Origin of the sequence: Streptosporangium sp. NPDC020145, assembly GCF_040631275.1 — a bacterium.
Classification (GTDB): domain Bacteria; phylum Actinomycetota; class Actinomycetes; order Streptosporangiales; family Streptosporangiaceae; genus Streptosporangium.
Genome location: NZ_JBEXZT010000009.1, coordinates 1 through 23,947 on the forward strand (window position 1 = coordinate 1; position 23,947 = coordinate 23,947).

23 protein-coding genes and 2 rRNA genes are annotated in these 23,947 nt (G+C 69.6%); 18 read left to right on the forward strand and 7 right to left on the reverse strand.

The annotated features are described in order from the left end of the window. Nucleotides 1-89 (forward strand): 23S ribosomal RNA (locus tag ABZ463_RS18275); the annotation flags it as partial. A 126-nt stretch (nucleotides 90-215) separates the two neighbouring features. Beyond that, a 5S ribosomal RNA gene (gene rrf / locus ABZ463_RS18280) occupies nucleotides 216-332 on the forward strand. A gap of 889 nt (nucleotides 333-1,221) precedes the next feature. Here rrf and ABZ463_RS18285 read toward each other — a convergent pair. Together ABZ463_RS18285 and ABZ463_RS18290 are read right to left on the reverse strand one after the other, a co-directional pair. Continuing rightward, nucleotides 1,222-1,533, reverse strand: a complete 312-nt coding sequence (locus ABZ463_RS18285; protein ID WP_362777260.1) for a hypothetical protein — start codon at nucleotides 1,531-1,533, stop codon at nucleotides 1,222-1,224. 561 nt (nucleotides 1,534-2,094) lie between these two features. Continuing rightward, nucleotides 2,095-3,474 (reverse strand): hypothetical protein, encoded by a 1,380-nt coding sequence (locus ABZ463_RS18290; RefSeq protein WP_362777263.1) that lies wholly within the window; start codon nucleotides 3,472-3,474, stop codon nucleotides 2,095-2,097. On the opposite strand from ABZ463_RS18290, the gene ABZ463_RS18295 reads away from it, so the two are divergent. Then, complete coding sequence (locus tag ABZ463_RS18295) at nucleotides 3,379-4,419, forward strand: hypothetical protein (RefSeq protein WP_362777266.1); 1,041 nt, start codon at nucleotides 3,379-3,381, stop codon at nucleotides 4,417-4,419. The genes ABZ463_RS18290 and ABZ463_RS18295 overlap by 96 nt on opposite strands. Before the next feature lie 51 nt (nucleotides 4,420-4,470). Here the strand turns inward: ABZ463_RS18295 and ABZ463_RS18300 are convergent, their stop codons facing one another. Next, the gene (locus ABZ463_RS18300) at nucleotides 4,471-5,397 is read right to left on the reverse strand and encodes an MBL fold metallo-hydrolase (RefSeq protein WP_362777269.1); all 927 of its coding nucleotides are present in this window, start codon (nucleotides 5,395-5,397) and stop codon (nucleotides 4,471-4,473) included. 111 nt (nucleotides 5,398-5,508) lie between these two features. Between ABZ463_RS18300 and ABZ463_RS18305 the strand changes: the two genes are divergently transcribed. Further along, a complete protein-coding gene (locus ABZ463_RS18305) occupies nucleotides 5,509-6,063 on the forward strand; it encodes a single-stranded DNA-binding protein (protein ID WP_352013226.1) in 555 nt (184 codons plus the stop codon). Nucleotides 6,064-6,089: 26 nt separating this feature from the next. Here ABZ463_RS18305 and ABZ463_RS18310 read toward each other — a convergent pair whose 3' ends face one another. After that, nucleotides 6,090-7,436 (reverse strand): DUF1015 domain-containing protein, encoded by a 1,347-nt coding sequence (locus ABZ463_RS18310; protein ID WP_362777273.1) that lies wholly within the window; start codon nucleotides 7,434-7,436, stop codon nucleotides 6,090-6,092. A gap of 207 nt (nucleotides 7,437-7,643) precedes the next feature. Between ABZ463_RS18310 and ABZ463_RS18315 the strand changes: the two genes are divergently transcribed. Both ABZ463_RS18315 and ABZ463_RS18320 read left to right on the forward strand, forming a co-directional pair. Continuing rightward, entirely contained in the window at nucleotides 7,644-7,985 is a 342-nt protein-coding gene (locus ABZ463_RS18315) for a tetratricopeptide repeat protein (protein ID WP_352013224.1), read from the forward strand. 25 nt (nucleotides 7,986-8,010) lie between these two features. Further along, on the forward strand, nucleotides 8,011-9,030 hold the full coding sequence (locus ABZ463_RS18320; protein WP_362777276.1) for an HAD-IIA family hydrolase: 1,020 nt from the start codon (nucleotides 8,011-8,013) through the stop codon (nucleotides 9,028-9,030). Nucleotides 9,031-9,059: 29 nt separating this feature from the next. Here ABZ463_RS18320 and ABZ463_RS18325 read toward each other — a convergent pair whose 3' ends face one another. Continuing rightward, nucleotides 9,060-9,407 carry an SCP2 sterol-binding domain-containing protein gene (locus ABZ463_RS18325; RefSeq protein ID WP_352013222.1) on the reverse strand — a complete coding sequence of 116 codons (348 nt, stop codon included), beginning with the start codon at nucleotides 9,405-9,407 and terminating at the stop codon, nucleotides 9,060-9,062. A gap of 351 nt (nucleotides 9,408-9,758) precedes the next feature. Here ABZ463_RS18325 and ABZ463_RS18330 point away from each other — a divergent pair, with 351 nt between their 5' ends. The 12 genes from ABZ463_RS18330 (at nucleotide 9,759) to pssA (ending at nucleotide 22,331) form a co-directional block, all read left to right on the forward strand. Then, entirely contained in the window at nucleotides 9,759-9,932 is a 174-nt protein-coding gene (locus tag ABZ463_RS18330) for a hypothetical protein (RefSeq protein ID WP_352013221.1), read from the forward strand. Then, nucleotides 9,929-10,747 (forward strand): TlyA family RNA methyltransferase, encoded by an 819-nt coding sequence (locus ABZ463_RS18335; RefSeq protein ID WP_352013220.1) that lies wholly within the window; start codon nucleotides 9,929-9,931, stop codon nucleotides 10,745-10,747. The genes ABZ463_RS18330 and ABZ463_RS18335 overlap by 4 nt, the downstream gene beginning before the upstream one ends. Nucleotides 10,748-10,772: 25 nt before the next feature. Continuing rightward, entirely contained in the window at nucleotides 10,773-11,678 is a 906-nt protein-coding gene (locus ABZ463_RS18340; RefSeq protein ID WP_352013219.1) for an NAD kinase, read from the forward strand. A gap of 90 nt (nucleotides 11,679-11,768) precedes the next feature. Further along, a complete protein-coding gene (gene recN / locus ABZ463_RS18345) occupies nucleotides 11,769-13,481 on the forward strand; it encodes a DNA repair protein RecN (protein WP_362777283.1) in 1,713 nt (570 codons plus the stop codon). Nucleotides 13,482-13,646: 165 nt separating this feature from the next. Continuing rightward, nucleotides 13,647-14,858, forward strand: a complete 1,212-nt coding sequence (gene steA, locus ABZ463_RS18350) for a putative cytokinetic ring protein SteA (protein ID WP_352013217.1) — start codon at nucleotides 13,647-13,649, stop codon at nucleotides 14,856-14,858. After that, complete coding sequence (locus ABZ463_RS18355; protein ID WP_362777285.1) at nucleotides 14,855-15,820, forward strand: copper transporter; 966 nt, start codon at nucleotides 14,855-14,857, stop codon at nucleotides 15,818-15,820. The genes steA and ABZ463_RS18355 overlap by 4 nt, the downstream gene beginning before the upstream one ends. A gap of 5 nt (nucleotides 15,821-15,825) precedes the next feature. After that, complete coding sequence (locus ABZ463_RS18360; protein WP_352013215.1) at nucleotides 15,826-16,689, forward strand: hypothetical protein; 864 nt, start codon at nucleotides 15,826-15,828, stop codon at nucleotides 16,687-16,689. Beyond that, nucleotides 16,689-18,392: a lipid II flippase MurJ gene (locus tag ABZ463_RS18365; protein WP_362777288.1), complete on the forward strand. Its 1,704-nt coding sequence runs from the start codon at nucleotides 16,689-16,691 to the stop codon at nucleotides 18,390-18,392. The genes ABZ463_RS18360 and ABZ463_RS18365 overlap by 1 nt, the downstream gene beginning before the upstream one ends. Then, entirely contained in the window at nucleotides 18,385-19,491 is a 1,107-nt protein-coding gene (locus ABZ463_RS18370; protein WP_352013213.1) for a glycosyltransferase family 4 protein, read from the forward strand. The genes ABZ463_RS18365 and ABZ463_RS18370 overlap by 8 nt, the downstream gene beginning before the upstream one ends. A gap of 222 nt (nucleotides 19,492-19,713) precedes the next feature. Beyond that, complete coding sequence (locus tag ABZ463_RS18375) at nucleotides 19,714-20,733, forward strand: TerC family protein (protein WP_352013212.1); 1,020 nt, start codon at nucleotides 19,714-19,716, stop codon at nucleotides 20,731-20,733. Between the two features lie 100 nt (nucleotides 20,734-20,833). Continuing rightward, a complete protein-coding gene (locus tag ABZ463_RS18380; RefSeq protein ID WP_352013211.1) occupies nucleotides 20,834-21,508 on the forward strand; it encodes a phosphatidylserine decarboxylase in 675 nt (224 codons plus the stop codon). Next, nucleotides 21,495-22,331 (forward strand): CDP-diacylglycerol--serine O-phosphatidyltransferase, encoded by an 837-nt coding sequence (gene pssA / locus ABZ463_RS18385; RefSeq protein WP_352013210.1) that lies wholly within the window; start codon nucleotides 21,495-21,497, stop codon nucleotides 22,329-22,331. The genes ABZ463_RS18380 and pssA overlap by 14 nt, the downstream gene beginning before the upstream one ends. A gap of 72 nt (nucleotides 22,332-22,403) precedes the next feature. Here pssA and ABZ463_RS18390 read toward each other — a convergent pair whose 3' ends face one another. Then, nucleotides 22,404-23,045 (reverse strand): MBL fold metallo-hydrolase, encoded by a 642-nt coding sequence (locus tag ABZ463_RS18390; protein ID WP_352013209.1) that lies wholly within the window; start codon nucleotides 23,043-23,045, stop codon nucleotides 22,404-22,406. Continuing rightward, nucleotides 23,042-23,845, reverse strand: a complete 804-nt coding sequence (locus ABZ463_RS18395; protein WP_362777293.1) for a maleylpyruvate isomerase family mycothiol-dependent enzyme — start codon at nucleotides 23,843-23,845, stop codon at nucleotides 23,042-23,044. The genes ABZ463_RS18390 and ABZ463_RS18395 overlap by 4 nt, the downstream gene beginning before the upstream one ends. Nucleotides 23,846-23,947: the final 102 nt, after the last annotated feature.

Below are 23,947 nucleotides of genomic sequence, written 5' to 3' on the forward strand. Positions count from 1 at the left end.
CCCAATGGATGATTGGGTTGATAGGCCGGGTGTGGAAGCGCGGTAACGTGTGGAGCTGACCGGTACTAATAGGCCGAGGACTTGACCTCAAGGTTGTTTTTGTCCATCACAGACCATGGTTGTGGTGTGGTGGGGTTTTGCTCGCGTCCACTAGGCAATTCTGAGACAACAGACACCCGTGTTGGTACGGTGGTTGTTTGTGTGTTTCACAGTGTTACGGCGGTTATGGCGAAGGGGAAACACCCGGTTACATTCCGAACCCGGAAGTTAAGCTCTTCAGCGCCGATGGTACTGCACCGGGGACGGTGTGGGAGAGTAGGTCGCCGCCGGACAATCTTTTGTGGGGGGTCGCTTTTGGGCGGCCCCCCTTTTTTTTGTGCCTGGCCTGGGAGTTGGTGCCTGGCCTGGGAGTGCGGGGGTGTTTGAGGGGTAGCGGGGCTGCCCCTTTTGCGCCTGGCTCCGGGGGTCCCGGGGGTGTTTGGTGCGGGTGGGGTTGCGTTCTGGGCGGGATGTCTGGGGGTTAGGGGTGGCGAAAGCCGCCCCTTTTTTGTTTCAGGAGCGGGGTGGGAGGGTGTGGGGTTCGCCGGACAGGACGGGTTACCGCTCGTCCGCTCGTCCGGTCTTCCAGGGGTGTTTGTGGTGGGTGGGGTGGCCGGTGGAACGATGGGTGAAAACTGATCCTGTGGCGACGGGCGGGTTCCAGGGGGCCAAGATTCAGCCGCTGTTGACAACGGCTGCCCCTTTTTCTGTTGCGGGGGCGGGTGGTGGGAGGACCAGGTGGTGCCGTAGAGGTGTGTTCCATTGCTTGAAGAACGGTGCCTGGCGAGAACCGCTCTTTTTGTGCGCGGTATGAATAAACCGGCCCGGCGGAGGAGAAGCCGACCCTACACCTTTCATGTCCAACCAGCTGGCCAACCGGATCAGTGAGGAATCTGCCGAGCGGCACGGCGTGTCCTCAGCGGGCCGGGTGATCAAGATGAGCATGCCGTCGAGGACGACATAGGCCAGGTAAGAGGCCTTCAGCGAGGCAGCGTACGTGTGGTGTGGTCGGCTTTCACATCTGTGTTGGTCAGTGCCATCAGGTCGTGAAGTTCTCAAGGTCGGCGAGAGCCATCGTGATGGTTGGCCGCTGCCGCCGGTTGACTCCTCCGGGTGAGGGCCAGGTGTCTTCCGCGACCCATGTCCCCCACCGACGCACGTAGTGCCGGAACCCGGTCTCCGTCAGTGGCATCTCCGGCCACTCCTGGGCCGCGAGTCTGAACTCGCGCATGGCCAGGGCATCGCGATGTCGGTCCCGTAGCCGGCGGGCCAGCCATCGAGGACGTCGTCGATTCCCATCCAGGCGCTGTAGAGCTCGCCTACTTCCGGCAGGTGCTCGAAGTACGGCCTCTCCGTACAGTTCCACGCCGCTTCGCGGACGAAGCCACTCATCTGCTCCACATCCCCACTGACGAGGACGCTCTGCATGAGCGGATCAATCTTCGCGGCGAATCCAGTGAGCAACTCCAGACCGACAGGCTCAAGATCGGTCATGGCTTCAGCATCGCAAGAGGTGCGATCTGCTTGCTGTTGGCGCGGCCAGGGTTCTGCTGATCGTGGGGCTCACCGGCTATGAGCTGCGATTTCAGGATAAAAAGACTCCAGGGAACAGTACGGGGGCTGCGGAACTGTAAAGGCAGGTAGGGGCTGGGCAGTCCGTATCCTTGGCCGCCTTCGATACGACGGCATAGGCCTCCGGACTTTGAGTGGCTTGCTAGGCTGGAGGAGCCGGGCCGCCCCACCGAGGGTGGCCTTCGTTGCGCCAGACCACGATAGGACAGGGCAGCGATAGCGAACGGGATGTGTCCTGCGGCCGGAGATCGCCCGCACAGCGAATCGTCCCATTCATCTGAAGATCGGGACGCGCTCGCCGAGTGAGCAAACGAAATGGAACCAGAAGTGAACAGTGACAACGGGCGTGACGGCGCGGGCCGGCGCGAAGAAGGCGAAAACCGCGGATTCGGCGGTCAGGGGGGCTACCGCGACAACCGCGGGGCTGGCGGCAGGGGACGTCCAGGGGACGGTCCTCGATATGGCGAGCGCCGAGAAGGGCGTTCAGGAGGTTCGTACGGTTCCCGTGATCGGGGGGATCGTCCTTCGTATGGTCGTGATGACCGTCCCGGTGGTGGTTACCGCGACAACCGCGGTGGCGGTGAGCGCCGTTCCTACGGTGACCGTGACCAGTCCCGTGGTTCGTACGGTTCCCGTGATCAGGGTGACCGTCCCGGTGGTGGTTATCGGGACAACCGTGGTGGCGGTGAGCGCCGTCCCTATGGTGACCGTGACAACCGTGGTGGTGGCGAGCGTCGTTCTTACGGTGATCGTGACCAGGCTCGTGGTCCGCGTCCTGGGGGGGATCGTCGTCCGTTCAACCGTGACGACCGTCCCGGCGGTGGCTACCGCGACGACCGCGGCGGAGAGCGTCGCTCCTACGGCGATCGTGATCAGGCTCGTGGTTCGTACGGTTCCCGTGATCGGGGGGATCGTCCTTCGTATGGTCGTGATGACCGTCCCGGTGGTGGTTACCGCGACAACCGCGGCGGCGGTGAGCGCCGTTCCTACGGTGACCGTGACCAGTCCCGTGGTTCGTACGGTGACCGTGACAACCGTGGTGGCGAGCGTCGTTCTTACGGTGATCGTGACCAGGCTCGTGGTCCGCGTCCTGGGGGGGATCGTCGTCCGTTCAACCGTGACGACCGTCCCGGCGGTGGCTACCGCGACGACCGCGGCGGAGAGCGTCGCTCCTACGGCGATCGTGATCAGGCTCGTGGTTCGTACGGTTCCCGTGATCGGGGGGATCGTCCTTCGTATGGTCGTGATGACCGTCCCGGTGGTGGTTACCGCGACAACCGCGGTGGCGGTGAGCGCCGTTCCTACGGTGACCGTGACCAGTCCCGTGGTTCGTACGGTTCCCGTGATCAGGGTGACCGTCCCGGTGGTGGTTATCGGGACAACCGTGGTGGCGGTGAGCGCCGTCCCTATGGTGACCGTGACAACCGTGGTGGTGGCGAGCGCCGCTCCTACGGTGATCGTGACCAGGCTCGTGGTCCGCGTCCTGGGGGGGATCGTCGTCCGTTCAACCGTGACGACCGTCCCGGCGGTGGCTACCGCGACGACCGCGGCGGAGAGCGCCGTCCCTACGGCGACCGCGACAACCGTGGTGGCGAGCGCCGTCCCTACGGTGACCGCGACAGGCCTTCCTATGACCGAGGCGACCGAGGTGACCGGGGCGGCGCGTTCCGCGGCGAAGGTGAGGGTTCCCGCACGCGCTACAGCAGGAACCAGGAGCCCGGCGAGCGCGGTGAGGCCCCGGCCAACGCGCGCGAGGAACTGCCTGCGATGGCTCCCGACATCACCGCCGAGGAGCTCGACAAGGAGGTCAGGGAAGAGCTGAGTTCCCTCCCGCTCGACCTCGCGGACCTGGTCTCCCGCCACCTCGTGGCGGCGGAGCGGGCCCTCGGGGAGGACGAGGCCGAGCAGGCCTACGAGCACACGAAGGTGGCTCGTCGTTTCGCGGCCCGCATCGGCGTGGTCCGCGAGGCCGTCGGCATCGCCGCCTACCGGGCGGGGCACTTCGCGGAGGCGCTCAGCGACCTGCGCGCCGCCCGCCGCATGACGGGTTCCGATTCCTTCCTGCCGGTCATGGCGGACTGCGAGCGGGGACTCGGTCGTCCTGAGCGGGCGCTGGACCTGGCCCGTTCGAAGGAGGCGGAGCGTCTCGACAGGGCCGGCAAGATCGAGCTCGCCATCGTGGAGTCCGGTGCCCGTCGTGACCTTCACCAGAAGGACGCCGCGGTCATCACCCTCCAGCGTCTGCCTGAGCTGCGTGACACGCGTCCGCACCCCTGGTCGGCGAGGCTCGCCTTCGCCTACGCCGACGCGCTCGCCGACGCGGGGCACGAGGAGGCCGCCACCGAGTGGTTCGGCCGTGCCATGGCCTTCGACGAGGACGGCGAGACCGACGCGGCCGAGCGGTACGCGGAGCTGACCGGAACGATCATCGACGACATCGAGGATCTTGAGGACGACGAGGACTTCGACCTCGACGGGCTGGACGCCGACGAGGTGGCCGACCTTCCCGAAGCGGAGGACGAGGGAATCGTCGTGGAGACCGTCATGATCGACGACGCCGCCGTCCTCGACGCGGAGATCGAGGCTGAGGACGACCTTCAGGACCTTGAGCCTGTGGGCGACCTCGCCGCTGGAGAGCCGCTCCTCGGCGAGGCCGAGCTCAAGCCCGAGGGCGAGGAGGACAAGGTGACGGAGCGGATCGAGCCCGGCGTCGGTCCTGCCTTCATCGAGCCCGACTTCGGTGACACGCTCGGTGACTCTCCGGCCGACGACGACGATGACGTCGCCAAGGACGAGAAGAAGAAGTGACCCGTACCCGTCCCGGGTGAGGCGCCTGCCCGCCCGGGACGGGACGTCGTCTCACGGCTGGGCGCGGTCCAGCCAGTGGATGATCCCCGCCACGTTGGACGGAGCGCCGCTGAGCAGTTCGAACTGTTCGGCTGTCGCGTCGTCGGCCTGCAGTGCCGCGTATCTCTCCCGGGTGCGTTCCCTGACCATCGCCACGGCGTGGTCCAGGTCCATACCGGCGGAGTGCGCCTGGCGGGTCAGGTCCACCCAGACGCGTAGTTCCTCAGCGGAACGCTCCAGAGTCTCCTGGACGTCGTCAACGGGCCCGTAGTGGCTGAACAGTAGCCGCTGCGGGCCCAACGCCTCGAACAGGGCGATCGAGTCCAGCGCGGTCCGCAGGTCGAAGTCCGGCGGGGGAGTGGCCGGACGCAGATCTCCGGTCTGCGGCAGGTAGACCCCGGCGGCGTCGCCGACATACAGGTCGCCGGTCCCCGAGTCGATCAGTCCCACATGGTGTTTGGCGTGGCCCGGCGAGTAGTGGCTGCTGAGCGTACGGCCGTTGCCGAGGTCGACGCTTCCCGTGTCGCCGAGCGCGCGGATTCTCGCAGCCTCGGTCGGGGACATCTCGCCGAACAGAACGTCCAGCTTGTCACCCCACACCATTCTCGCACTGGCCATCAGCCGGGAGGGGTCGGCGAGGTGTCTGGCGCCTTTCTCATGAACCACGATCTCCGCCTCGGGATAGAACCTCGCCAGATCGCCGACCCCACCGGCGTGGTCCAGATGGATGTGCGTCACCACGATTGTCGCGAGATCACCGGGGCCGACGCCGAGGGAGGCGAGGGCGTCGCGGACCACGGGAGCGGAGGTCGCGGTTCCTGTCTCCACCAGACAGGGACGATCTCCCAGAATCAGGTATCCAGCCGTGATACCTGAGTATCCCGCCATCCTTGTGTCGATCTCATAGACCTCTCCGCCGAGGGCGGTGATGTTGTCCACAGGCCACCTCAGAACTGGAACGGTTATCCCCAGAACGGCGTTCTAGTCGTTCCGGCACAGCTCACATCGTAAAGAGTGGTCCTCGGTCGGCAGAGATCGAAGGAGGATCCGATGGACCGCAACGAGGTCACACTTGTGGGTCGACTGCCCGAGGCGGTGCGCATCCGGTCACTGCAGAGCGGCGGCACGCTCGGCACCTGGCGGATGATCGTCAGACGGCAGCGCCGTGGCAGAGGAGGCCAGGTGGACACCATTCCGTGCGCGTCGTTCGAGCCTGAGGTCACCGTGACCGCAGCCGAGTGGCTCGCCGACGACATGGTGGAGGTGGAGGGAGCACTGCGTCGCCGTTGGTGGGGAAGTGAGGGTTCGAAGTCGTCGGGTTACGAGGTCGAGGTCCGCTCGGCCAGACGTCTCGGGCATCCGGGCGAGCCCGCAGGTGGAAAAGAGGGCGGAGTTTCCGGCCCGGAGCAGCCCACGCCGGTGATCACGTCGTCGGCGGCTCCGGGGCAGGCGTCTGAAGGCGGGGCCGCTCTTACGAAGGGCGCTCACGAACCGGCCTCGCCTGGGCGCCCCCCGGAGGGCGTAGATCCGGTGTCCTTTCCCGGGGCCAGGAGAGCGGGGCGGGCCCGTCTGGTCACGGGCATGAGCCGATCGGATGGTGGTTGACCGGGAGTCTTCTTCCGTACGGAGCCTCAGCCGAGGGACAGCACGCGCAACACCAGTCCCGTGCGGGGTTTGGGGCCGAAGGAAGTGGACTTGCGCGGCACCCGCTCCGCCTGGGCCGCGACCGCGAGCACGTCGTCGACCGTCAACGGGTTGAGCAACACGGCCGTTCCCCCGCTCACCCGCGCGAGCCGTACGGCTGCCGCGGGGTCGTGGTGCACGATGCGTACCGTCTGTTCGTCGTCCCGCAGTCCCCAGAGTCCGGGCAGGACGAACTCCGCGAGGACGGCGGTGTTCAGCGCGCGCCATCGAGCGGAGCGATGTTCGGGCATGGCGCTGCCGAGCCGCACGGGGTCAGGGTCGGTGAGCAGATACGTGTCGTCTCCGTCCGACAGGAGAAAGGAGGGTTCCTCCGCTTGGGTCAGGGCCGCCAACCCCTCCGTGAGGTCGGTGTGCCGGCGGACTTTCCAGGCCTGCCCGGCTCGGTCCACGGCCTCCCGAAGCGGCAGACCCGGGATGACGCGGTGGATGGCCCGCAGGTTCGGCGGATAGGAGTCGGAGTCCACCAGAAGAGCCAGACCGAAGTCCCAGGGCCCCGGCTCAACGGGCTGATCCTGTGTGCTCGCGCCCGGCGGAAAGCTGTTCATCGGGGAAGCGGTGCCCGCAGAAGAGGAAGGAGCAGAGCCGGAGGCGGCGTGGTGTTCGCGCTGAAGGGCGAGATAGGTGGCGTAACGGTGATGGCCGTCCGCGATGAGGGCCTGGCGGGAACGGAGGTCGGCGTTGATGCCGGAGAGTTCCTCCGGATCGGTGACGGCCCACAGCCGGTGCCTGACCCCGTCCTGGGTCCATGCCTCGACCAGGGGCGACCGGTCGGCGGCGATCCGGTCGACAAGGCGGGTGGCGGTTCCTCCCGCGCCCTCGTAGAGAAGGAAGATCGGCTCCAGGTTCGCCTCGGTCACCCGCATGAGGGCCAGGCGGTCGGCGACCGGGCCGGGCATCACGTCCTCGTGCGGCAGGATGACACCCTGTTCCGGCTCGGCCAGGCCGACGTCGCCGATGAGCCCGCGTTGCAGGATCCCGGGGCCATCCTGCTCGTAGACGTAGACGGCCGGCGTCTCGTCGGCGGCCAGCACCCCGGAGGAGAGCCACGCGTCCAGGGTCTGCCGTGCCTCGGCGTACCGGTGGCGGTCGGCTCCGGGAAGGATGAGCCGCACCACGTTGTTGGGATGTGAGGTGAGCAGGTCCTGAACGCCGTTTTCCTCGATGAGGTCGTAGGGGGGAGAGGTCACCTCCGCGGGATTGCCGACCGTGAACCGTACGCCACGGAACGGGCGAAGCACGAGCCCGTCGTGTATCGGCAGTTCAGGATTCGCCATATAGGGCATGCTGCCATAAAGGCCTGAAACGTCCAGGGGCCGCCTCGGTGATGCGGTACCCGGGTCCGTCAGGGGATCGGTCAGATCTGTCGTCTGTCGATGAAGGAGGCCTAACGCATGGTCCAAGGACGTAGCGGTCCGTCTGATTCCCCCAACCCCGAGACGGGCGCTCCGGTCGGGGACGTCTATGAATGGTTTCAACGAGGGATGAAGCTGCTGGGCGAGGGCAGTCCGGCCGCGGCCGCCGCGCTGCTGGAACGCGCCGCCGACGCGGAGCCGGAGTCGCGAAGCATCCGCGAGGCACTCGCCCGTGCCCAGTTCAACTCCAGACAGTACGCCGACGCCGCCGACAGCTTCCGATGGATCATCGACGCGAACCCGGCCGAGGACTACGCCTATTTCGGGCTCGGGCTCGCTCTGTGGCGGACCGGTGACATGGAGGGGGCACAGGAGCCCCTTGCCATCGCCGTCGCCATGCGTCCCGACCAGCGGCACTACGTGTCGGCCCTGAAGAGCGTCCGGGCGACGCTACGCGCCCGCCGGGCGTGATTCCCGAGGGTGATGGAATGGGCGGGTGGACACGCAAACGTTGATCGACCCCTATGACACTCTTCTCCTCGATCTCGACGGGGTGGTGTATCTCGGGCCCGACGCCGTGCCGGGGGCTCCCGAGGCGCTGCGTGAGGCGGTGGAACGCGGCGTACGGCTCGCGTACGTCACCAACAACGCCTCACGCACTCCTCGCGCGATCGCCCAGCACTTGAGCGCGCTCGGCGCTCCCGCCACGCCCGATGACGTGGTCACCTCGGCTCAGGCCGCCGCGAGACTGGTGGCCGAACGGGTCGATCCGGGTGCCGCGGTGCTGGTCGTCGGCGGGATGGGTCTGCGTGACGCCGTACGCGCCCATGGGCTGCGTCCGGTCAGCACCGCCCTGGAAGACCCGGCGGCGGTGGTGCAGGGCATGGCCCACGGCATCTCCTACGGCTTGCTGGCCGAGGGGGCGCTGGCCGTACGGCAGGGGGCTCTGTTCGTGGCCGCGAACGCGGACTCGACCATGCCCACGGGACGCGGTGAGGTGCCGGGCAACGGCGCGATGATCAGGGTGATCGCCACGGCGACCGGGGCCGAGCCGATCGTCGCGGGAAAGCCGGAGCCGCCACTGCACCGCGAGTCGATCCTGCGGACCGGTTCGAAGCGGCCCCTGGTGGTCGGCGACCGGCTTGACACCGACATCGAGGGAGCGACCAACGCCGGGGTCGACGGGCTGCTCGTGCTGACAGGCGTGACCACTCCGCTGGACCTGCTGACGGCGCCACCCGAGCACAGGCCCTCGTACGTCGCGGCGGACCTGTCGGCTCTGCACCTGCCCTACCCTCAGGTGCGACGGGCCGGAGACGGCTGGTCCTGCCGCAGGTGGAACGCCCGCTGGCAGGAGGGCCGTCTCAGGCTGGAGGGGGAGGGGGACCCCGTCGACGGCCTCAGGGCGGCCTGCGCCGCGGCGTGGGAGGCGGCCGGTGCCGGCCGGGCGGACGAGGACGCCGTGAAGGCCGCCCTCGGCTCCCCGCTCTCCGGCCGGACGTCCTCACCCGGGTGAGACGTCCCGAACCCGGGGGCCGTGACGGCTCACAGGAGCTTACGCAGGCGCATCAGGTCGCCGAAACTGGCATCGATCTTGACACGGCCGCCGAACACCGCGCGCCCCATGTCGAGTTCACCGTTGACCAGGGCGATCAGGTCGTCACTGCCTATGGTCAGCTTCACGTTCGCGGATCTGGCGTCACCCGGAGGAAGGTCGTCGAAGGGGCCGAGCCCTCCGTGGTGGATGCGGCCGTAGAAGGTGACCCCCAGGTCGCTGATGTGACAGCTGATGCTGCGGTCGACCACGTGCCTGGCGCGGCTCTCCTGGTCGAGTTCGTCGAACTGCTCGCCGAGTTTGCGCAGTGCCACCCGGCACTCGTCGACGGTCGCCATCGTTTGGCGCTCCCTTCTGTCCGGGCGGCCCGAACTCCTTGTCGTCTCTACGGACGGTAGCGTTCCACATCGATGTGGCACGTGATCCGGTGCGTGCGGGAAGCCTCCCGACACGGTGTTCCTGGATGACGTGAGGGTACGCGCGGGCGGCCTTCCGTTCCATCAAGGTGACAACGGGCGAGACACGTACAGTAGTTCGCGGACCGCCCACTTCGGTCGGTGAGTGGCCGATGCGACGCGCGGCACGGCTTCCGATACGGTCAAGGCGACACGGGGCGGTGTGGATCCGTTCCCGTGCGACCACCACGCCGGCCGCCGAGCCGGCGGGGAACGGCTTTCGATGGGGGGCGCATGACGGACCTGCCGGGGGAGACCGGAGAGGAGCGGGTCGACACGGCGCTGGGCGGGCTGGCCCGGCTGGGTACGACGCCTGTCTCCGCGCACGCGAGTGTGTTCGAGGAGGTGTTCGCCGGGCTCGAGCAGGCACTCGCCGCGGCGGACGGCACCGCGGACCAGCACCGGTGAGCCGCCGAACACGCCTCGACAGCGAACTGGTACGGCGCGGCCTGGCCAGGTCCCGCGAACAGGCGTCCCAGCTCATCGAGGCGGGCAGGGTCACCGTCGGCGGCCAGGTGGCCGCCAAACCGGCCACCCAGGTGGAGACCGCCTCCGCGATCGTGGTCGCCGAGGCCGCGGAGGGCCCCGACTACGTCTCGCGGGGGGCGCACAAGCTGCTCGGCGCCCTTGAGGCCTTCGGCCCCCGGGGGCTGACCGTCGAGGGACGCCACTGCCTGGACGCGGGAGCCTCGACCGGGGGTTTCACCGACGTGCTGCTGCGCAACGGCGCCGCGCACGTGCTGGCCGTCGACGTCGGTTACGGCCAGCTGGCCTGGTCGTTGCGGACCGACGAGCGGGTCACGGTCATGGAGCGGGTCAATGTCAGGGACCTGACCCCCGAGATGGTCGGGCAGCCGCCCACGCTGATCGTCGGGGACCTGTCGTTCATCTCGCTGCGTCTGGTGCTGCCCGCCCTGGTCGCCTGCGCCGCGGAGCGGGCGGACTTCGCGATGCTGGTCAAACCCCAGTTCGAGGTCGGCAGGGAACGGGTCGGCGCCGGCGGGGTCGTCAGGGACCCGGTGCTGCGGGGCCAGGCCGTACAGGACGTCGCCGACAGCGCGCGGGCGCTCGGCCTGACCGTGCGGGGTGTCACCGCGAGTCCGCTGCCCGGCCCTTCGGGAAACGTCGAGTACGTCATCTGGCTGGGCCGGGGAGAAGGCCCGCCACAGGTAGCGGACGTCGCGGCCGAGATCGGGCGCGCGGTCGCGGAAGGTCCCCAGTAGTGCCCGCCCTCCGGGAGAGTGGAACATGACTGCCAAGCGCACCGTGCTGGTCACCGCCCACACCGGGCGGGGCGCGGCCGTCGACAGCGCCCGTCTGGTGATCGGCAGGCTGGTCAAGGCCGGGCTGACCGTCCGTGTCCTGAGAGCCGAGGCCGAGTCGATCGCGTGCGCGGGCGTCGAGGTGACGCCCGCGGGTGAGACGGCGGTACACGGCGCCGAGATGATGATCGTTCTGGGCGGTGACGGCAGCCTGCTGCGGGCCGCCGAACTGGCCCGTCCGGCGGGGGTGCCGCTGCTCGGCGTCAACCTCGGGCACGTCGGCTTCCTGGCCGAGGCGGAGGTCGAGAACCTCTCGGACGCGGTCGACTCCGTGGTGCGGGGCCGCTACGACGTCGAGGAGCGGATGACCGTCGAGGTCACCGCCCGCCTCAACGGGCAGCTGCTGGCCGACACGTGGGCGCTCAACGAGGCCACGGTGGAGAAACGCGAGCGGATGCTCGAAGTGGTCGCCGAGGTCGACGGACGGCCGCTGTCGCGCTGGGGGTGCGACGGGGTCATCTGCGCCACGCCGACGGGTTCGACCGCCTACGCCTTCTCCGCGGGCGGCCCGGTGGTGTGGCCGGAGGTTGAGGCGATGCTGCTGGTGCCGATCAGTGCCCACGCGCTGTTCGCCAGGCCGCTGGTCGTTTCGCCCCGTTCGACGCTGGCGCTGGAGGTCCAGCCCGCGACGGCGGGGGCGGTGCTGTGGTGCGACGGGCGCCGCCGGTTCGACCTGCCCGCCGGGGCGCGCGTCGAGGTCCGCAGAGCCGACCTCCCCGTACGGCTGGCGCGTCTGCACGGGATCGAGGACACCGGGGCGCCTTTCACCGACAGGCTGGTCGCCAAGTTCGACCTTCCCGTCCAGGGGTGGCGCGGCCGGACGCGAGCCTAGATCGTCCGGGCGGTGGTCGTCCCGAACGCGTAGGATCGTGCCCGCGCACCGCACTGATGTTCGGTGAATTCGATGTGACGGGAGGGACCAGTGCGACCCAGGGTCGAGGAGGTCCGCATCCAAGGGCTCGGTGTGATCGACGAGGCCGTCCTGGTGCTCTCGCCGGGGTTCACCGTGCTCACGGGCGAGACGGGTGCGGGTAAGACCATGGTTGTGACCGGTCTCGGGCTGCTGTTCGGAGGCAGGGCGGACCCGGCCCGTGTCCGGCCCGGTTCGGACAGGGCGACGGTCGAGGGCACTCTCGTGGTCGATCCGGAGGGCCGGGTCGCCCAGCAGGTGCAGGACGTGGGCGGCCAGGTCGAGGACGGCGAGCTGATCATCTCCCGCACCGTCTCGGCGGAGGGCCGCAGCCGGGCCTGGCTCGGCGGGCGGAGCGTGCCCGTCGGCACCCTCACCTACCTGGCCGAGGATCTGGTCGCCGTGCACGGCCAGATGGACCAGCAGCGGCTGCTGCAGCCGGGACGCCAGCGCGCGGCCCTCGACCGCTACGTGGGCGAGGAACTGGTCAAGCCGCTGCGCTCCTACGAGCAGGCCTACAAACGGCACAGGCAGGTCGCCGACCAGCTGGCCGAGCTCACCGACAGGGCCAGGGAACGCGCCCAGGAGGCGGACCTGCTCAGGTTCGGGCTTCAGGAGGTCGAGCAGGCCGACCCCAGACGTGGGGAGGAGACCGAACTGCGTGAGGAGGGGGAGAGACTCGCCCACGCCGACTCCCTCAGGAGCGCGGCCGAGACCGCGCACGGCGCGCTGCTCGGCGACCCGATGTCCGGCGAGGGGGAGATGCAGGACGCCGTCACCCTGGTCGGACGGGCACGAGCCGCCGTCGAGGCGGTCCGCGAATTCGACCCGGTGCTCGCCGGGATCGCCGACCGGCTCGCCGAGGCGGGTTACCTGATCTCGGACGTGGCCACCGAGCTGGCCTCCTACGCCGAGTCCGTCGAGGCGGACCCGGCTCGGCTTGCGGCCGTGCAGGAACGGCAGGCCGTGCTCAACCACCTGCTGCGCAAGTACGGCGAGGACACCGGCGTCGTGCTCACCTGGGCCGAGCAGGCCGCGGCGCGGGTCGCCGAACTGGAGGGTGACGACGAGCGGATCGGCGAACTCGCCCGCGAACACGAGGAGCTCACCGGCAGGCTGACCGAGCTGGCCGCCGAGCTGACCCGCGTCAGGACGGCCGCCGCCGAACGGTTCGGACAGGCCGTCACCGAGGAACTCACCGCTCTGGCCATGCCGCACGCCAGGGTGACCGTCGTCATCACCGCCGCGGCGGAGTTCGGGCCGCACGGGATCGACGAGGTGGAGCTGCGCATGGCCCCGCACCCCGCCTCGCCGGCGCTGCCGCTGAACAAGGGCGCCTCCGGCGGCGAGCTGAGCCGGGTCATGCTCGCCATCGAGGTCGTCTTCGCCGGTGCCGACCCCGTCCCGACGTTCGTCTTCGACGAGGTCGACGCGGGAGTCGGCGGCAAGGCCGCGGTGGAGATCGGCCGCAGGCTGGCACGCCTGGCGCGCACCGCACAGGTGATCGTCGTCACTCACCTGCCCCAGGTCGCGGCCTTCGCCGACCAGCACCTCGTGGTGGAGAAGGCGAGCGACGGCAGCGTCGTACGCAGCGGTGTGGTCGCCCTGGACAAGGACGGACGGGCGCGAGAGCTCTCCCGGATGCTCGCCGGGCTTGAGGACTCCGAACTGGGCAGGGCACACGCGGAGGAGCTTCTGTCGATCGCCGCCGCGGACAAGGCCTGAACCCGTCGCGCGAAGGCCCGGCCACCGACGGCGGCGAGGTAGGAATAACGGGAGGTCTTTCGGATAGCTCAGGGGGCGGGGCCGCGTGGGGATCTTCAGTGACGAATCTGACACACCGTCAACCGCATGGCTCGGCCGGTCTTTCCCTCTGGCAGGATGGGCGTGATGAAGGTGCCGACGGACGAGCTTCAACGCAGGCTCAACGGTTACCTCCGCCGCAGGAAGGCCACGGACCTTCCCGGGGTGACGGCAGTGGCGAGAATCGATCGGCGGACCAAGAGGCTGACCAAGCGCCTCAAGGCCGGGGAAATCGCGATTATCGATCACGTTGACGTTGACCGGGTGAGCGCGGAGGCGCTTGTCGCGTGCGGTGCGGCGGCGGTTATCGACGTCGCGGCGGGCATCAGTGGCCGTTACCCCAACCTGGGTCCGCAGATCCTCGTCGAGGCGGGCGTGACGTTCGTCGACAACGCCACCGCCGAGATCTTCGACCGTGTCAAGGACGGCGACCTGGTCAGGGTGCACGAGGGCGTCGTCTACCTCGACGACGAGGTGGTCGCCAAGGGCGACGTGCAGTCGGCCGAGTCGATCGAGGCCGCGATGGTCGAGGCCAGGGCCGGGCTGACCGTCCAGATCGAGGCGTTCGCGGCCAACACCATGGAGTACGTCAGGCGCGAGCGCGACCTGCTCATCGACGGGGTCGGCGTCCCCGACATCGCGACCGTCATGGAGGGGCGGCACGTTCTCATCGTGGTGCGCGGCTACCACTACAAGGAGGACATCGCCGTCCTGCGCCCCTACATCCGGGAGTACCGCCCGATCATGATCGGGGTCGACGGCGGCGCGGACGCCCTCCTGGAGGCCGGTTACGTGCCGGACATCATCGTCGGCGACTTTGACTCCGTCTCCACCAAGGCCCTGACCTGCGGGGCCGAGCTGGTCGTGCACGCCTACCGGGACGGCAGGGCACCGGGTCTCGAACGGGTGCAGCAGCTCGGCTGCAGCGCCGTGGTCTTCCCCGCCATCGGCACCAGCGAGGACATCGCCATGCTGCTCGCCGACGACAAGGGCGCCGATCTGATCGTCGCGGTCGGCACCCACGCGACGCTGGTCGAGTTCCTCGACAAGGGCCGCTCCGGCATGGCCAGCACCTTCCTCACCCGGCTGCGGGTCGGGGGCAAGCTCATCGACGCAAAGGGCGTCAGCCGGCTCTACCGCAGCCGGATCTCCACTCCGTCTCTGCTCCTGCTCGTCGCCACCACGCTGATCACCATGGGGCTGGCCGTCATCGTCTCCCCGGTGGGCAAGATCTGGCTCGACAGCGTCCGCGACATCTGGAACGGCTTCATCTTCTGGTTGGTCGGACTCTTCTCGTGATCGATTTCCGCTATCACCTCGTCTCCATCGTCGCGATCTTCCTCGCGCTCTCCGTCGGCATCGTGCTGGGCACGACCCTGCTGAAGGAGCCCGCCATCGACACGGCGGAGACCCTGGCCAACCAGCTCAGACTGAGCAACAACGAGTTGCGCGCCGAGCTGAAGACGGTGCAGGGCCAGAACGCCGCCAACGACGCGTTCGTCACGGCCGACACCCCCAGGCTCGTGCGCGACACGCTCGCCGGTGAGCGCGTCGTCATCGTCGAGGCCCCCGGCAGTTCGGTGAGCATGCGCGAGGCGGTGCAGCAGGTGGTCACCGAGTCCGGGGCGATCGTGAGCGGCCGGGTCACCCTCACCGACAAATACCTCGACGCGACCCAGTCGGACGTCGTCGACAGGCTGGCCACCGACGCCAAGCCGGTTGAGATGACCTTCACCGCCGAGGACACGCCGTACGACAAGGCGGCCGCGGTGCTCGCGAACGCGATCGTGACCGGCGACCCCGCGCAGGTCGGCAAGGCGAACCCGGTCGCGACCGGAGTCCTTGAGGCATTCCAGCGCGGCGGTCTGATCAACGTCGCGGAGCAGCCGGCCAAACGCGCCGACCTGGCCCTGGTGATCGGCCCGGCCGAGCCGTACGCGGGGGAGACCGCCGTCGCGCAGTCGGCCGCGGTGGTCTCGATGGCCACGGCGCTCGACGAGGCGGGCCGGGGGACGGTGCTGGCCGGTCCGCTGAACAGCAGCGCCGCAGGCGGCGCCCTGGCCGCGCTGCGGGAGGACACCGTCGCCGCGGAGAAGGTCTCCACCGTGGACAACGTCGATATGCCCGCGGGCAGGGTCGTGGTGGTCTACGCTCTGCGGGAACAACTGTCAGGCTCTTCAGGCCAGTACGGCATGGGCCCCGGCGTCTCGGCCATCGAGCCCAGCGCGCCCGCCGTCCCCACGCCCACCTCCGGAGGATGAACCCCATGGCTCGTCGCGCTCTTCTCGGCGCCCTGGCCGGCGCCCTCGCCGGAGCGGCCGCCGCCAGGCTCGCCTACGCGGCCTTCAGCCGCAGGCCACCGGTCGGTGACGCGGAGACCTGGGAGAGGACCAATCACAGAGGCGAGCCGATCACCCTGCTCGAAGGGCCCGCCTTCGCCGCAGGCGCCGCCGCGGCCGCCGCGGCGCTTCCCGGGCTGCCCGTGAGGACCCGCGCGGCCGTGCTGCTCGCCGTGACGGGAAGCGGTGCTCTGGGCGCCTACGACGATCTGTACGGCGCGACCTCCTCGAAGGGCTTCAGAGGGCATCTGAACGCCCTTGCGAAGGGGGAGATCACCAGCGGTGCCGTGAAGCTGGTCGGCATCGGCGTGACGGGCTTGGCCGCCGCGGCCCTGACCGCCCGCGGCCCGGTGGACGTCGTGGTCGACGGGGCGCTCGTCGCGGGCTCGGCCAACCTGGCCAACCTGTTCGACCTGAGGCCGGGACGTGCGATCAAGGTGGGCCTGCTGGCCGGGGTTCCCCTGCTGGCGGCCGGGCTGCGCCGTGGCGACCCGGTCCCGGCGGCTCTGATCGCGCTGCCCATGGGTGCGGCGCTCGCGCTGCTGCCCGAGGACCTGGGCGAGCGGGCCATGCTGGGAGACGCGGGGGCGAACGCCCTGGGCGCGCTGGTGGGCCTGGCGGCGGCCACGACTCTCGGCAGGCCTGGCCGCCTCGCCGTGCTCGGCACCGTGGTCGCGCTCACCGCGGCCTCGGAGCGGATCAGCTTCACCAGGGTCATCGCCGCCAACCCGGTGCTCAACCGCATCGACATGCTCGGCCGTCGTCCCGTGGAGCAGGCGCCCGCCGACTGATGATCAGGAAGATCGGCCAGGGGGTCGCGGGGGCGGCGCTCCTGATCGGGATCGTGACCGTCGTGGCTCGGGTGGCGGGGTTCGGCCGCTATCTCGTTCAGTCCCAGACCGTCGGCAACCTCTGCCTGAGCACCGCGTACAACACCGCCAACTACGTTCCCAACATCGTCTTCGAACTGGTCGCGGGGGGCGCGCTGGCCGGGACGGTGGTTCCGGTCCTGGCCTCGGCGGCCTCCAGGTCCGCCACTGATCCCGAGGCCAGGGCCGAGGTCGGCAGGACCACCTCGGCACTGCTGACCTGGGTACTGCTGGCACTGGTCCCGCTGACGCTGCTCATCGCCGCTTTCGCGGGGCCGGTCGTCACCCTGCTGGTCGGCGACGTCGGCGACTGCGACGTGAGTCAGGTCATCGGGGTGGGCACGGACATGCTCGTCGTCTTCGCCCCTCGAATGATCTTCTTCGGGCTCGCGGTCATCCTCTACGGTGTGCTCCAGGCCCACCGGCGCTTCATGGGGCCCGCCCTGGCGCCGCTGGTGTCCAGTCTGCTGATCATCGGCTTCTACCTGGTCTTCCAGCCACTCGGCGGTGACGCCGCACACGACCTCTCCGCCCTCACCACGGCGGGGCAGCTGACGCTCTCCCTCGGCGCGACCGTCGCCGCGGCGGCCATGGTGGTCACGGTGATCGGTCCGGTGGCCCGGCTGCGGTTGCGGTTGCGGCCGTCGTTGTCCTTCCCGCCCGGCGTCGCCGCCCGTGCCCGGCGGCTCGCGACCGCGGGCGTCGCGGTCCTCGTGGCGCAGCAGATCGCGTTGACCGTGGTCGTCCGCCTGGCCAACGACCTGGGCGGGGCGGGGGCGACGGGCGTCTACACATACGCCTGGGCGCTTTACCAGCTTCCCTTCGCGGTGCTCGTGGTGCCGATCGCGACGAGCTCGTTCCCTGTGCTCGCCACGCGGGCGGGTGAGGGGGACCTGGCCGGGTTCGACGACCTCACCGCCTCGACCACCCGGGTCGTGTTGCTGGTCACGGGGCTGGCGGCCGGGGTGATGGCGGCGGTCGCCGTGCCCGTGGCCCGGGTGTTCCTCCAGGGGACCCCGGGCGGTGATCCCGCGGAGATGGCACGGGCGGTCGTGCTGTTCGCGCCGGGCCTGGCGGGATACGCGCTGATGTTCCACCTCGCCCGGGTGCTGTACGCCTGCGGCCGGGGCAGGTCGGCCGCGATCGCCTCCGTCGCGGGGTGGGTGGCGGCGCTGGTGGCGCAGATCCTGCTGGCCGGGGCCACGGGTGAGCGGACCGAGGTGGTCGGCGACCTGGCGCTCGGCAGCACCGTCGGCATGACCGTGGGCGGGATCCTGCTGGTGTTCGCCGTGCTGCGGGCCAGGGGGACGGCGGCGCTGCACGGGGCCTGGCGGGGCCTGCTGGCCGCCGTGGCCGGTGGCGGGGCGGCCTGGGCGGCGGGACTGGCGGTCGTCACGCCCTTTCAGAACGTCTCCAAGTGGATGTGCGTCCCGGTCGGGCTGGGCGCCGCGGCGGCGGGTTGCGTGGCGTTCGCGGTCGTGGCCTCGGTGATCGACGGACCGGACGCCCGGATGCTGCTGGCGCGGTTCAGACGGGCGCCCTCCAGAAGCTCTCAGGACATTCAAGACTCTCAGGGCTCCCGGGACCCGCAGGAGTCACGAGAGAGGAACGGTGCCGATGAGTGAGCGGACGGCGCTGGTGCTGGGAACCAGCACGGGCGGTGTGGGGCGGCACGTGGCCATGCTGGCCGAGGGCCTGACCCGCGAGGGACACCGGGTGGTCGTCGCAGGGCCACCGGGTACCCGGGAGGTCTTCGCCTTCGAGCGGCTCGGCGCGGTCTTTCTGCCCGTGCCGATCTCCGACAGGCCGCGCCCGCTGCACGACCTGCGGGCCGTACGGGTGCTGCGGGGGCTGCGGGGGGCGGACGTCGTGCACGCGCACGGGCTGCGGGCCGGGGCGCTGGCCGCGCTCGCCCTGGCCGGGACCGGGACAGGTCTGGTGGTGACCCTGCACAACGCCGCGACGGCGGGCGGGGCGGTCGGCACGGTTTACGCCCTGCTCGAACGGATCGTCGCCCGGCTGGCGGACCGGATCCTGGTGGTCTCCCCGGACCTGGGCGAGCGGATGACCGGGCTGGGCGCCCGGAACGTCGCGGCCGCCGTCGTCCCGGCGCCCGCCTTGCCCCCATCGGGGCGATCGGTCCAGGACGTCAGGGCGGAACTGGGCGTCGGCGGGCGGCCCGTCCTGCTGACGGTCGCCAGGCTCGCCCAGCAGAAGGGGCTGGAAACCCTCCTGGACGTCGCCTCGGCCTTCGCAGGGAAGGAGAGTACCGAGGGACCGGTGTTCCTGGTCGCCGGGGACGGGCCGTTGCGCGGGCCGCTTGAGGAGCGCGTCGCCCGGGAGGGTCTGCCCGTCAGGCTCCTCGGGAACCGGGAGGACATCGGGGACCTGCTCACCGTCGCCGGAGCCCTGGTGGTGCCCAGCCGCTGGGAGGGCCAGCCGCTCGTGGTGCAGGAGGCCCTGCGGGCGGGCACACCGGTGATCGCCACCGCGGTCGGCGGAATCCCGCCGATGGTCGGGGACGCCGGGCTGCTGGTGCCGTACGGCGACGCCGTCGCGCTGCGCGGGGCGGTCGGGAGGTTGCTCGCCGACGGCGGCCTGGCCACGGCCCTGAGAGAGGCGGCCGTACGGCGAGGCCGTGAGCTGCCCGGTGCGGTTGAGGCCCTTGAGGCGGTGCGGGAGGTCTACGGCGATCTACGTGGGGATCGGGGAGGGATTACCTGAAGGATCCCATGGCAGGCGGCGGTCCGCCGTGGGAACATCCTTGTGGAACCCACCGCCGAATTGGGCACTGCCAGGCCCGGCATCTATACTGGTTTGGTTAGGGGGGGAGTATCCCTTCGTGACAGTCTCGTCATCACGGTGTTGCCTCACTCCACGGGGCCCCCGGGGCTGTCGGTTCGTGCTTGGTTATGCACGGGCGGGAGAGACCTCCGGCTGTCAGTCATGCGCGCCGCCGGAGGTTTTGTTGTGACTATTCCCGTATGGGCTTGGATCGCCGTTATTGGTGGTTTGCTGGTCATTCTTGCTTTTGACCTGTGGATCGTCGACCGGGGTGAACCCCGGGAGTTCTCCCCGCGGCAGGCCGGCTTCTGGGTCGGCTTCTATGTGACGCTCGCGGTGATCTTCGGTGTGGTGTTGTGGATCTTCGCCGGGCCGACCTCGGCGGGCCAGTTCTTCGCGGGTTACCTGACCGAATACAGCTTGAGCGTCGACAACCTCTTCGTCTTCTACATCATCATGAGCCGCTTCGCGGTGCCGAAGATCTACCAGCACAAGGTGCTGCTGGTCGGCATCCTGATGGCCCTGGTCATGCGAGGCGGCTTCATCGCCGTCGGCGCGGCCGCGCTGTCCAGCTTCGGCTGGCTGTTCTACGTGTTCGGCCTGTTCCTCATCTACACCGCGGTGCAGCTGGTCCGCCAGCACGGCCAGGACGAGGAGGAAGAGGTCAAGGAGAACCTGGTGCTGCGCTGGGCCCGCAGGGCGCTGCCCCACACCGACGACTACGTCGGCTCCCGGGTCCTCGTCAAGGTGGACGGCAGGCGCATGGTCACCCCGCTGCTCATCGTGATGATCGCCATCGGCACCACCGACCTGCTCTTCGCGCTCGACTCGATTCCCGCCATCTTCGGCCTCACGACCGACGCCTTCATCGTCTTCACGGCCAACGCGTTCGCGCTGATGGGACTGCGTCAGCTCTACTTCCTGCTGGGCGACCTGCTGCAGCGTCTGGCCTACCTCAGCTACGGTCTCGCGTTCATCCTCGGCTTCATCGGGGTTAAGCTGATTGCCGAGGCGCTGCACTCCAGCGGCGTGTCCTGGGCACCCGAGGTGCCTATCTGGCTGTCATTGTCGGTCATCGGCGTCACCATGGTGATCACTACCGGAGCCAGCCTGATCAAGGCCCGCCGCGACGCACGCGAGGGCGAGCACATCACCACCGCCGCGAGCGCCGACCAGGGCTAGCGGATTGGCTTGTGACGCGCTTTGCTTGTCTCGTTACGCCGTACCAGGGCTGAGAGACGGGTAGCATCCTGCCGGAGAGCAGGCAGACAATACCGGTCTAATGCCGCAAGACATCAAAAGGTTTCCTGTGTCCCACGATTCAGCAAGCCATAAGCCGGGCCGTGTACGGCTGGCGCGTGGCGTCTCCCCGTGGTTGCTCCCAACCGTGGCCGCCACTGCAGCGACCTCGCTGCTCAGCCGTCGTGACCGGCGCTGGGCGCTGGCGGCGGCTCCGCTGGCCGTACTCACCGGTGGCATGCTCTGGTTCTTCCGGGACCCCGAGCGCACGCCGGGTACGGCGCGGATCCTGTCGCCCGCGGACGGCGTGGTGCAGAGCATCGACCCGTGGCCGGACGGCCGCACCCGTGTGGCGATCTTCATGAGCCCGCTCGACGTGCACGTCAACCGTGCCCCGCTGGCCGGTACGGTGACCTCGATCGAGCACGTCACCGGAGGGTTCGTTCCCGCGTTCAACAAGGACAGCGACAAGAACGAGCGGGTGGTCTGGCACTTCGCGACCGAGGTCGGCGACGTGGAGCTGGTCCAGATCGCCGGTGCCGTCGCGCGGCGCATCATCCCCTACCTGACCGTGGGAGCCAAGGTGGCCAGAGCCGAGCGCATCGGTCTCATCCGGCTCGGTTCCCGGGTGGACGTCTACCTGCCCGAGGGGATCGAGCCCGCGGTCTCGGTCGGCCAACGGACTGTCGCGGGGGTGACCGGCCTTGACCACGGCTGACGCGAGCTGGCCTCTTGACGAGACGGACGAGGAGCCGAGGGGGCCGGTCGGCAAGGCCTTCCGGCTCTCCGCGGCCGACTCGCTGTCCCTCGGCAACGCGCTGTGCGGCTTCCTGTCGGTCTGCGTGCTCGCCTGGTCGGCGATCCGCGCGCTGCAGGAGCACAAGCCCTTCGCCGCAGACCCCCGGTTCTTCGGCACCGCCGTGGTGCTGTTGCTGATCGGCGCGACCTGTGACCTGTTCGACGGTCTGGTCGCGCGCAAGTTCCGCGCCTCGGCGATGGGCGCCGAACTGGACAACCTGGCCGATGTGATCAGCTTCGGGTTCGCCCCGGCGTTCATGGTGGTCATCTGGGCCGGATTCACCCCCCAGGTGCCCTTCCCGCTGGTGATGACCGCCGCGGGGTCCGTGCTGCTGGCCGGGGTCATCCGGCTGGCCAGATTCGCCTGCGTGAAGACCAAGAGCGGTGACTTCATGGGGCTGCCCATCCCGATGGGCGCCATGACCGTGGTCTCGGTCGTGATGTTGTTCGCACCGTCGATCTGGACGGTGCTGCCGATCTTCGGGATCGCCTACCTCATGGTCAGCCGGATCGAGTACCCCAAGCCCAAGGGCAACCTGGCGGCCGCGGTCCTGGCCTGGATGATGATCAACGTGGCCTGCCTGACCATCTGGGCCGCGGGCCTGGCAGGCGGTGACACGCTCATCAAGGTCGGCGCGATCATGCAGATAGCGATGGTCTCGGCCATCCCGCTGCGCGTGCTCATGTTCAAGCGGGAGAAGCGCAGGGAGCAACGCCGGGAGTCCGAGCTGTCCTCCCTGTGACGGCCGCCTGAGGGACGTTCCGTTCGCCCGGGGACCATCGGAGGTCCCCGGGCGAACGCGTTCCAGGGAGGCTCACCAGCCGCGTGCGCGCCACTGCGGCAGGGACGGGCGTTCGGCGCCCAGCGTGGTGTCCTTGCCGTGGCCCGGGTAAACCCAGGTCTCGTCGGGCAGCCGGTCGAAGATCCGCTCGGAGACGTCGGTGAAGAGCCGGTCGAACCGCTCGGGGTCCTTCTCGGTGTTGCCGACGCCGCCGGGGAAGAGCGAGTCACCGGTGAACACGTGGCCCGGCCGGTACAGGGCGATCGAGCCAGGCGTGTGCCCGCGCAGGTGGATCACCTCCAGGGTGACCACGCCGACGGTGACCCCGTCTCCGTGCTCGACCTTCAGGCCGACGGGAACCGGTAGCGCGGGCGCGTCGAGCGGATGCGCCACGACGGTCGCACCCGTCGCGGAGGCGACCTGCTCCAGGGCCTGCCAGTGGTCACCGTGCCGGTGGGTCGTGACGATCTTGCTGATCGGGCGGTCCCCGATGAGCGCCAGCAGCCGGTCGGCCTCGGCGGCGGCGTCGATGAGCACGCCGTCACCGGTCTCGTTGCACCGCAGCAGGTAGGCGTTGTTGTCGTAGGGGCCGACCGCCAGCTTCGAGATCGTCAGGTCGGGCAGCTCACGCACGTCGGCTGGACCGCCGACCTGCACGTCGCCGGTGTACGTCATGGATACTCCTCTGGCGGGTTCGAGGGAAGGCCGGTAGGAGCGGAGCGGGCGGGCCATCCGGGCGGTGCGGGCGCTGCCCGCGCCTCCGCGGGCAGGTTGCCCGCCGTTCCCTCCGGCATCACCTTAAGCCCCGCACCCGACGCCCGGCCGGTAAGCCACCCGAGCAGGCTCCAGACGTCGCCCTGGAGCACCGGCCCCGTGCCGAGGTCCCGCCAGACCTGGTGGTGGTTCTCCCCGTCCCTGACCTCCTCGACCACGATCTCGCTCACCACCGAGAGTTCCCGGGGCCAGCACAGCATCGCGTCGTGCAGTTCTCTGCGGGCGAACGCCTCCGGCCAGTCGGCGGGTCCGTACCCTGTGCCGAGGTCGGCGTGGTGCATCTCGACCTCGCGTGCCCTGCGCGCCAGCACGTACCAGGCCGGGTGGAGGACGGGGGCCGTGCCGACCGGGGCCGACCAGTTCGCGCCGGACAGGGCGGCGGCCGCCTCGGCGAAACGCGCCGTGCTGGCCTCGAGGTCGGCGAACTGTTCCCGCGCGGGCCGTCCCGCGCCCGCCTCGATGTCCAGGTCGCGCCTGCCCGGGTCGGGATACTGAGGGGTCTTTACGCCCGTCCTGGCCCATGTCAGCAGGTTGACGAGGCTGTCGGCGTTGCGGGCGAGATGAGTCAGGACGTGCCCCCTGCTCCAGCCGGGCAGCCGTGAACCGCCTGTGACGTCGGTGTCCGACAGCTCGGCGACGCCGGCCAGCAGGCGGTCGTTCGAGGCGGAGAGCTCGGCCTGGAGAACGTCTGTGACATCCATCCCCCCACTCCACCACCGCGGCGGGTGATCGGGCCAGGGCATAAAGGGCGTGTCCCGGCGGTTGACATCGACAAGCGGCCCGAAGGGCCCCCGGGAAGGCCG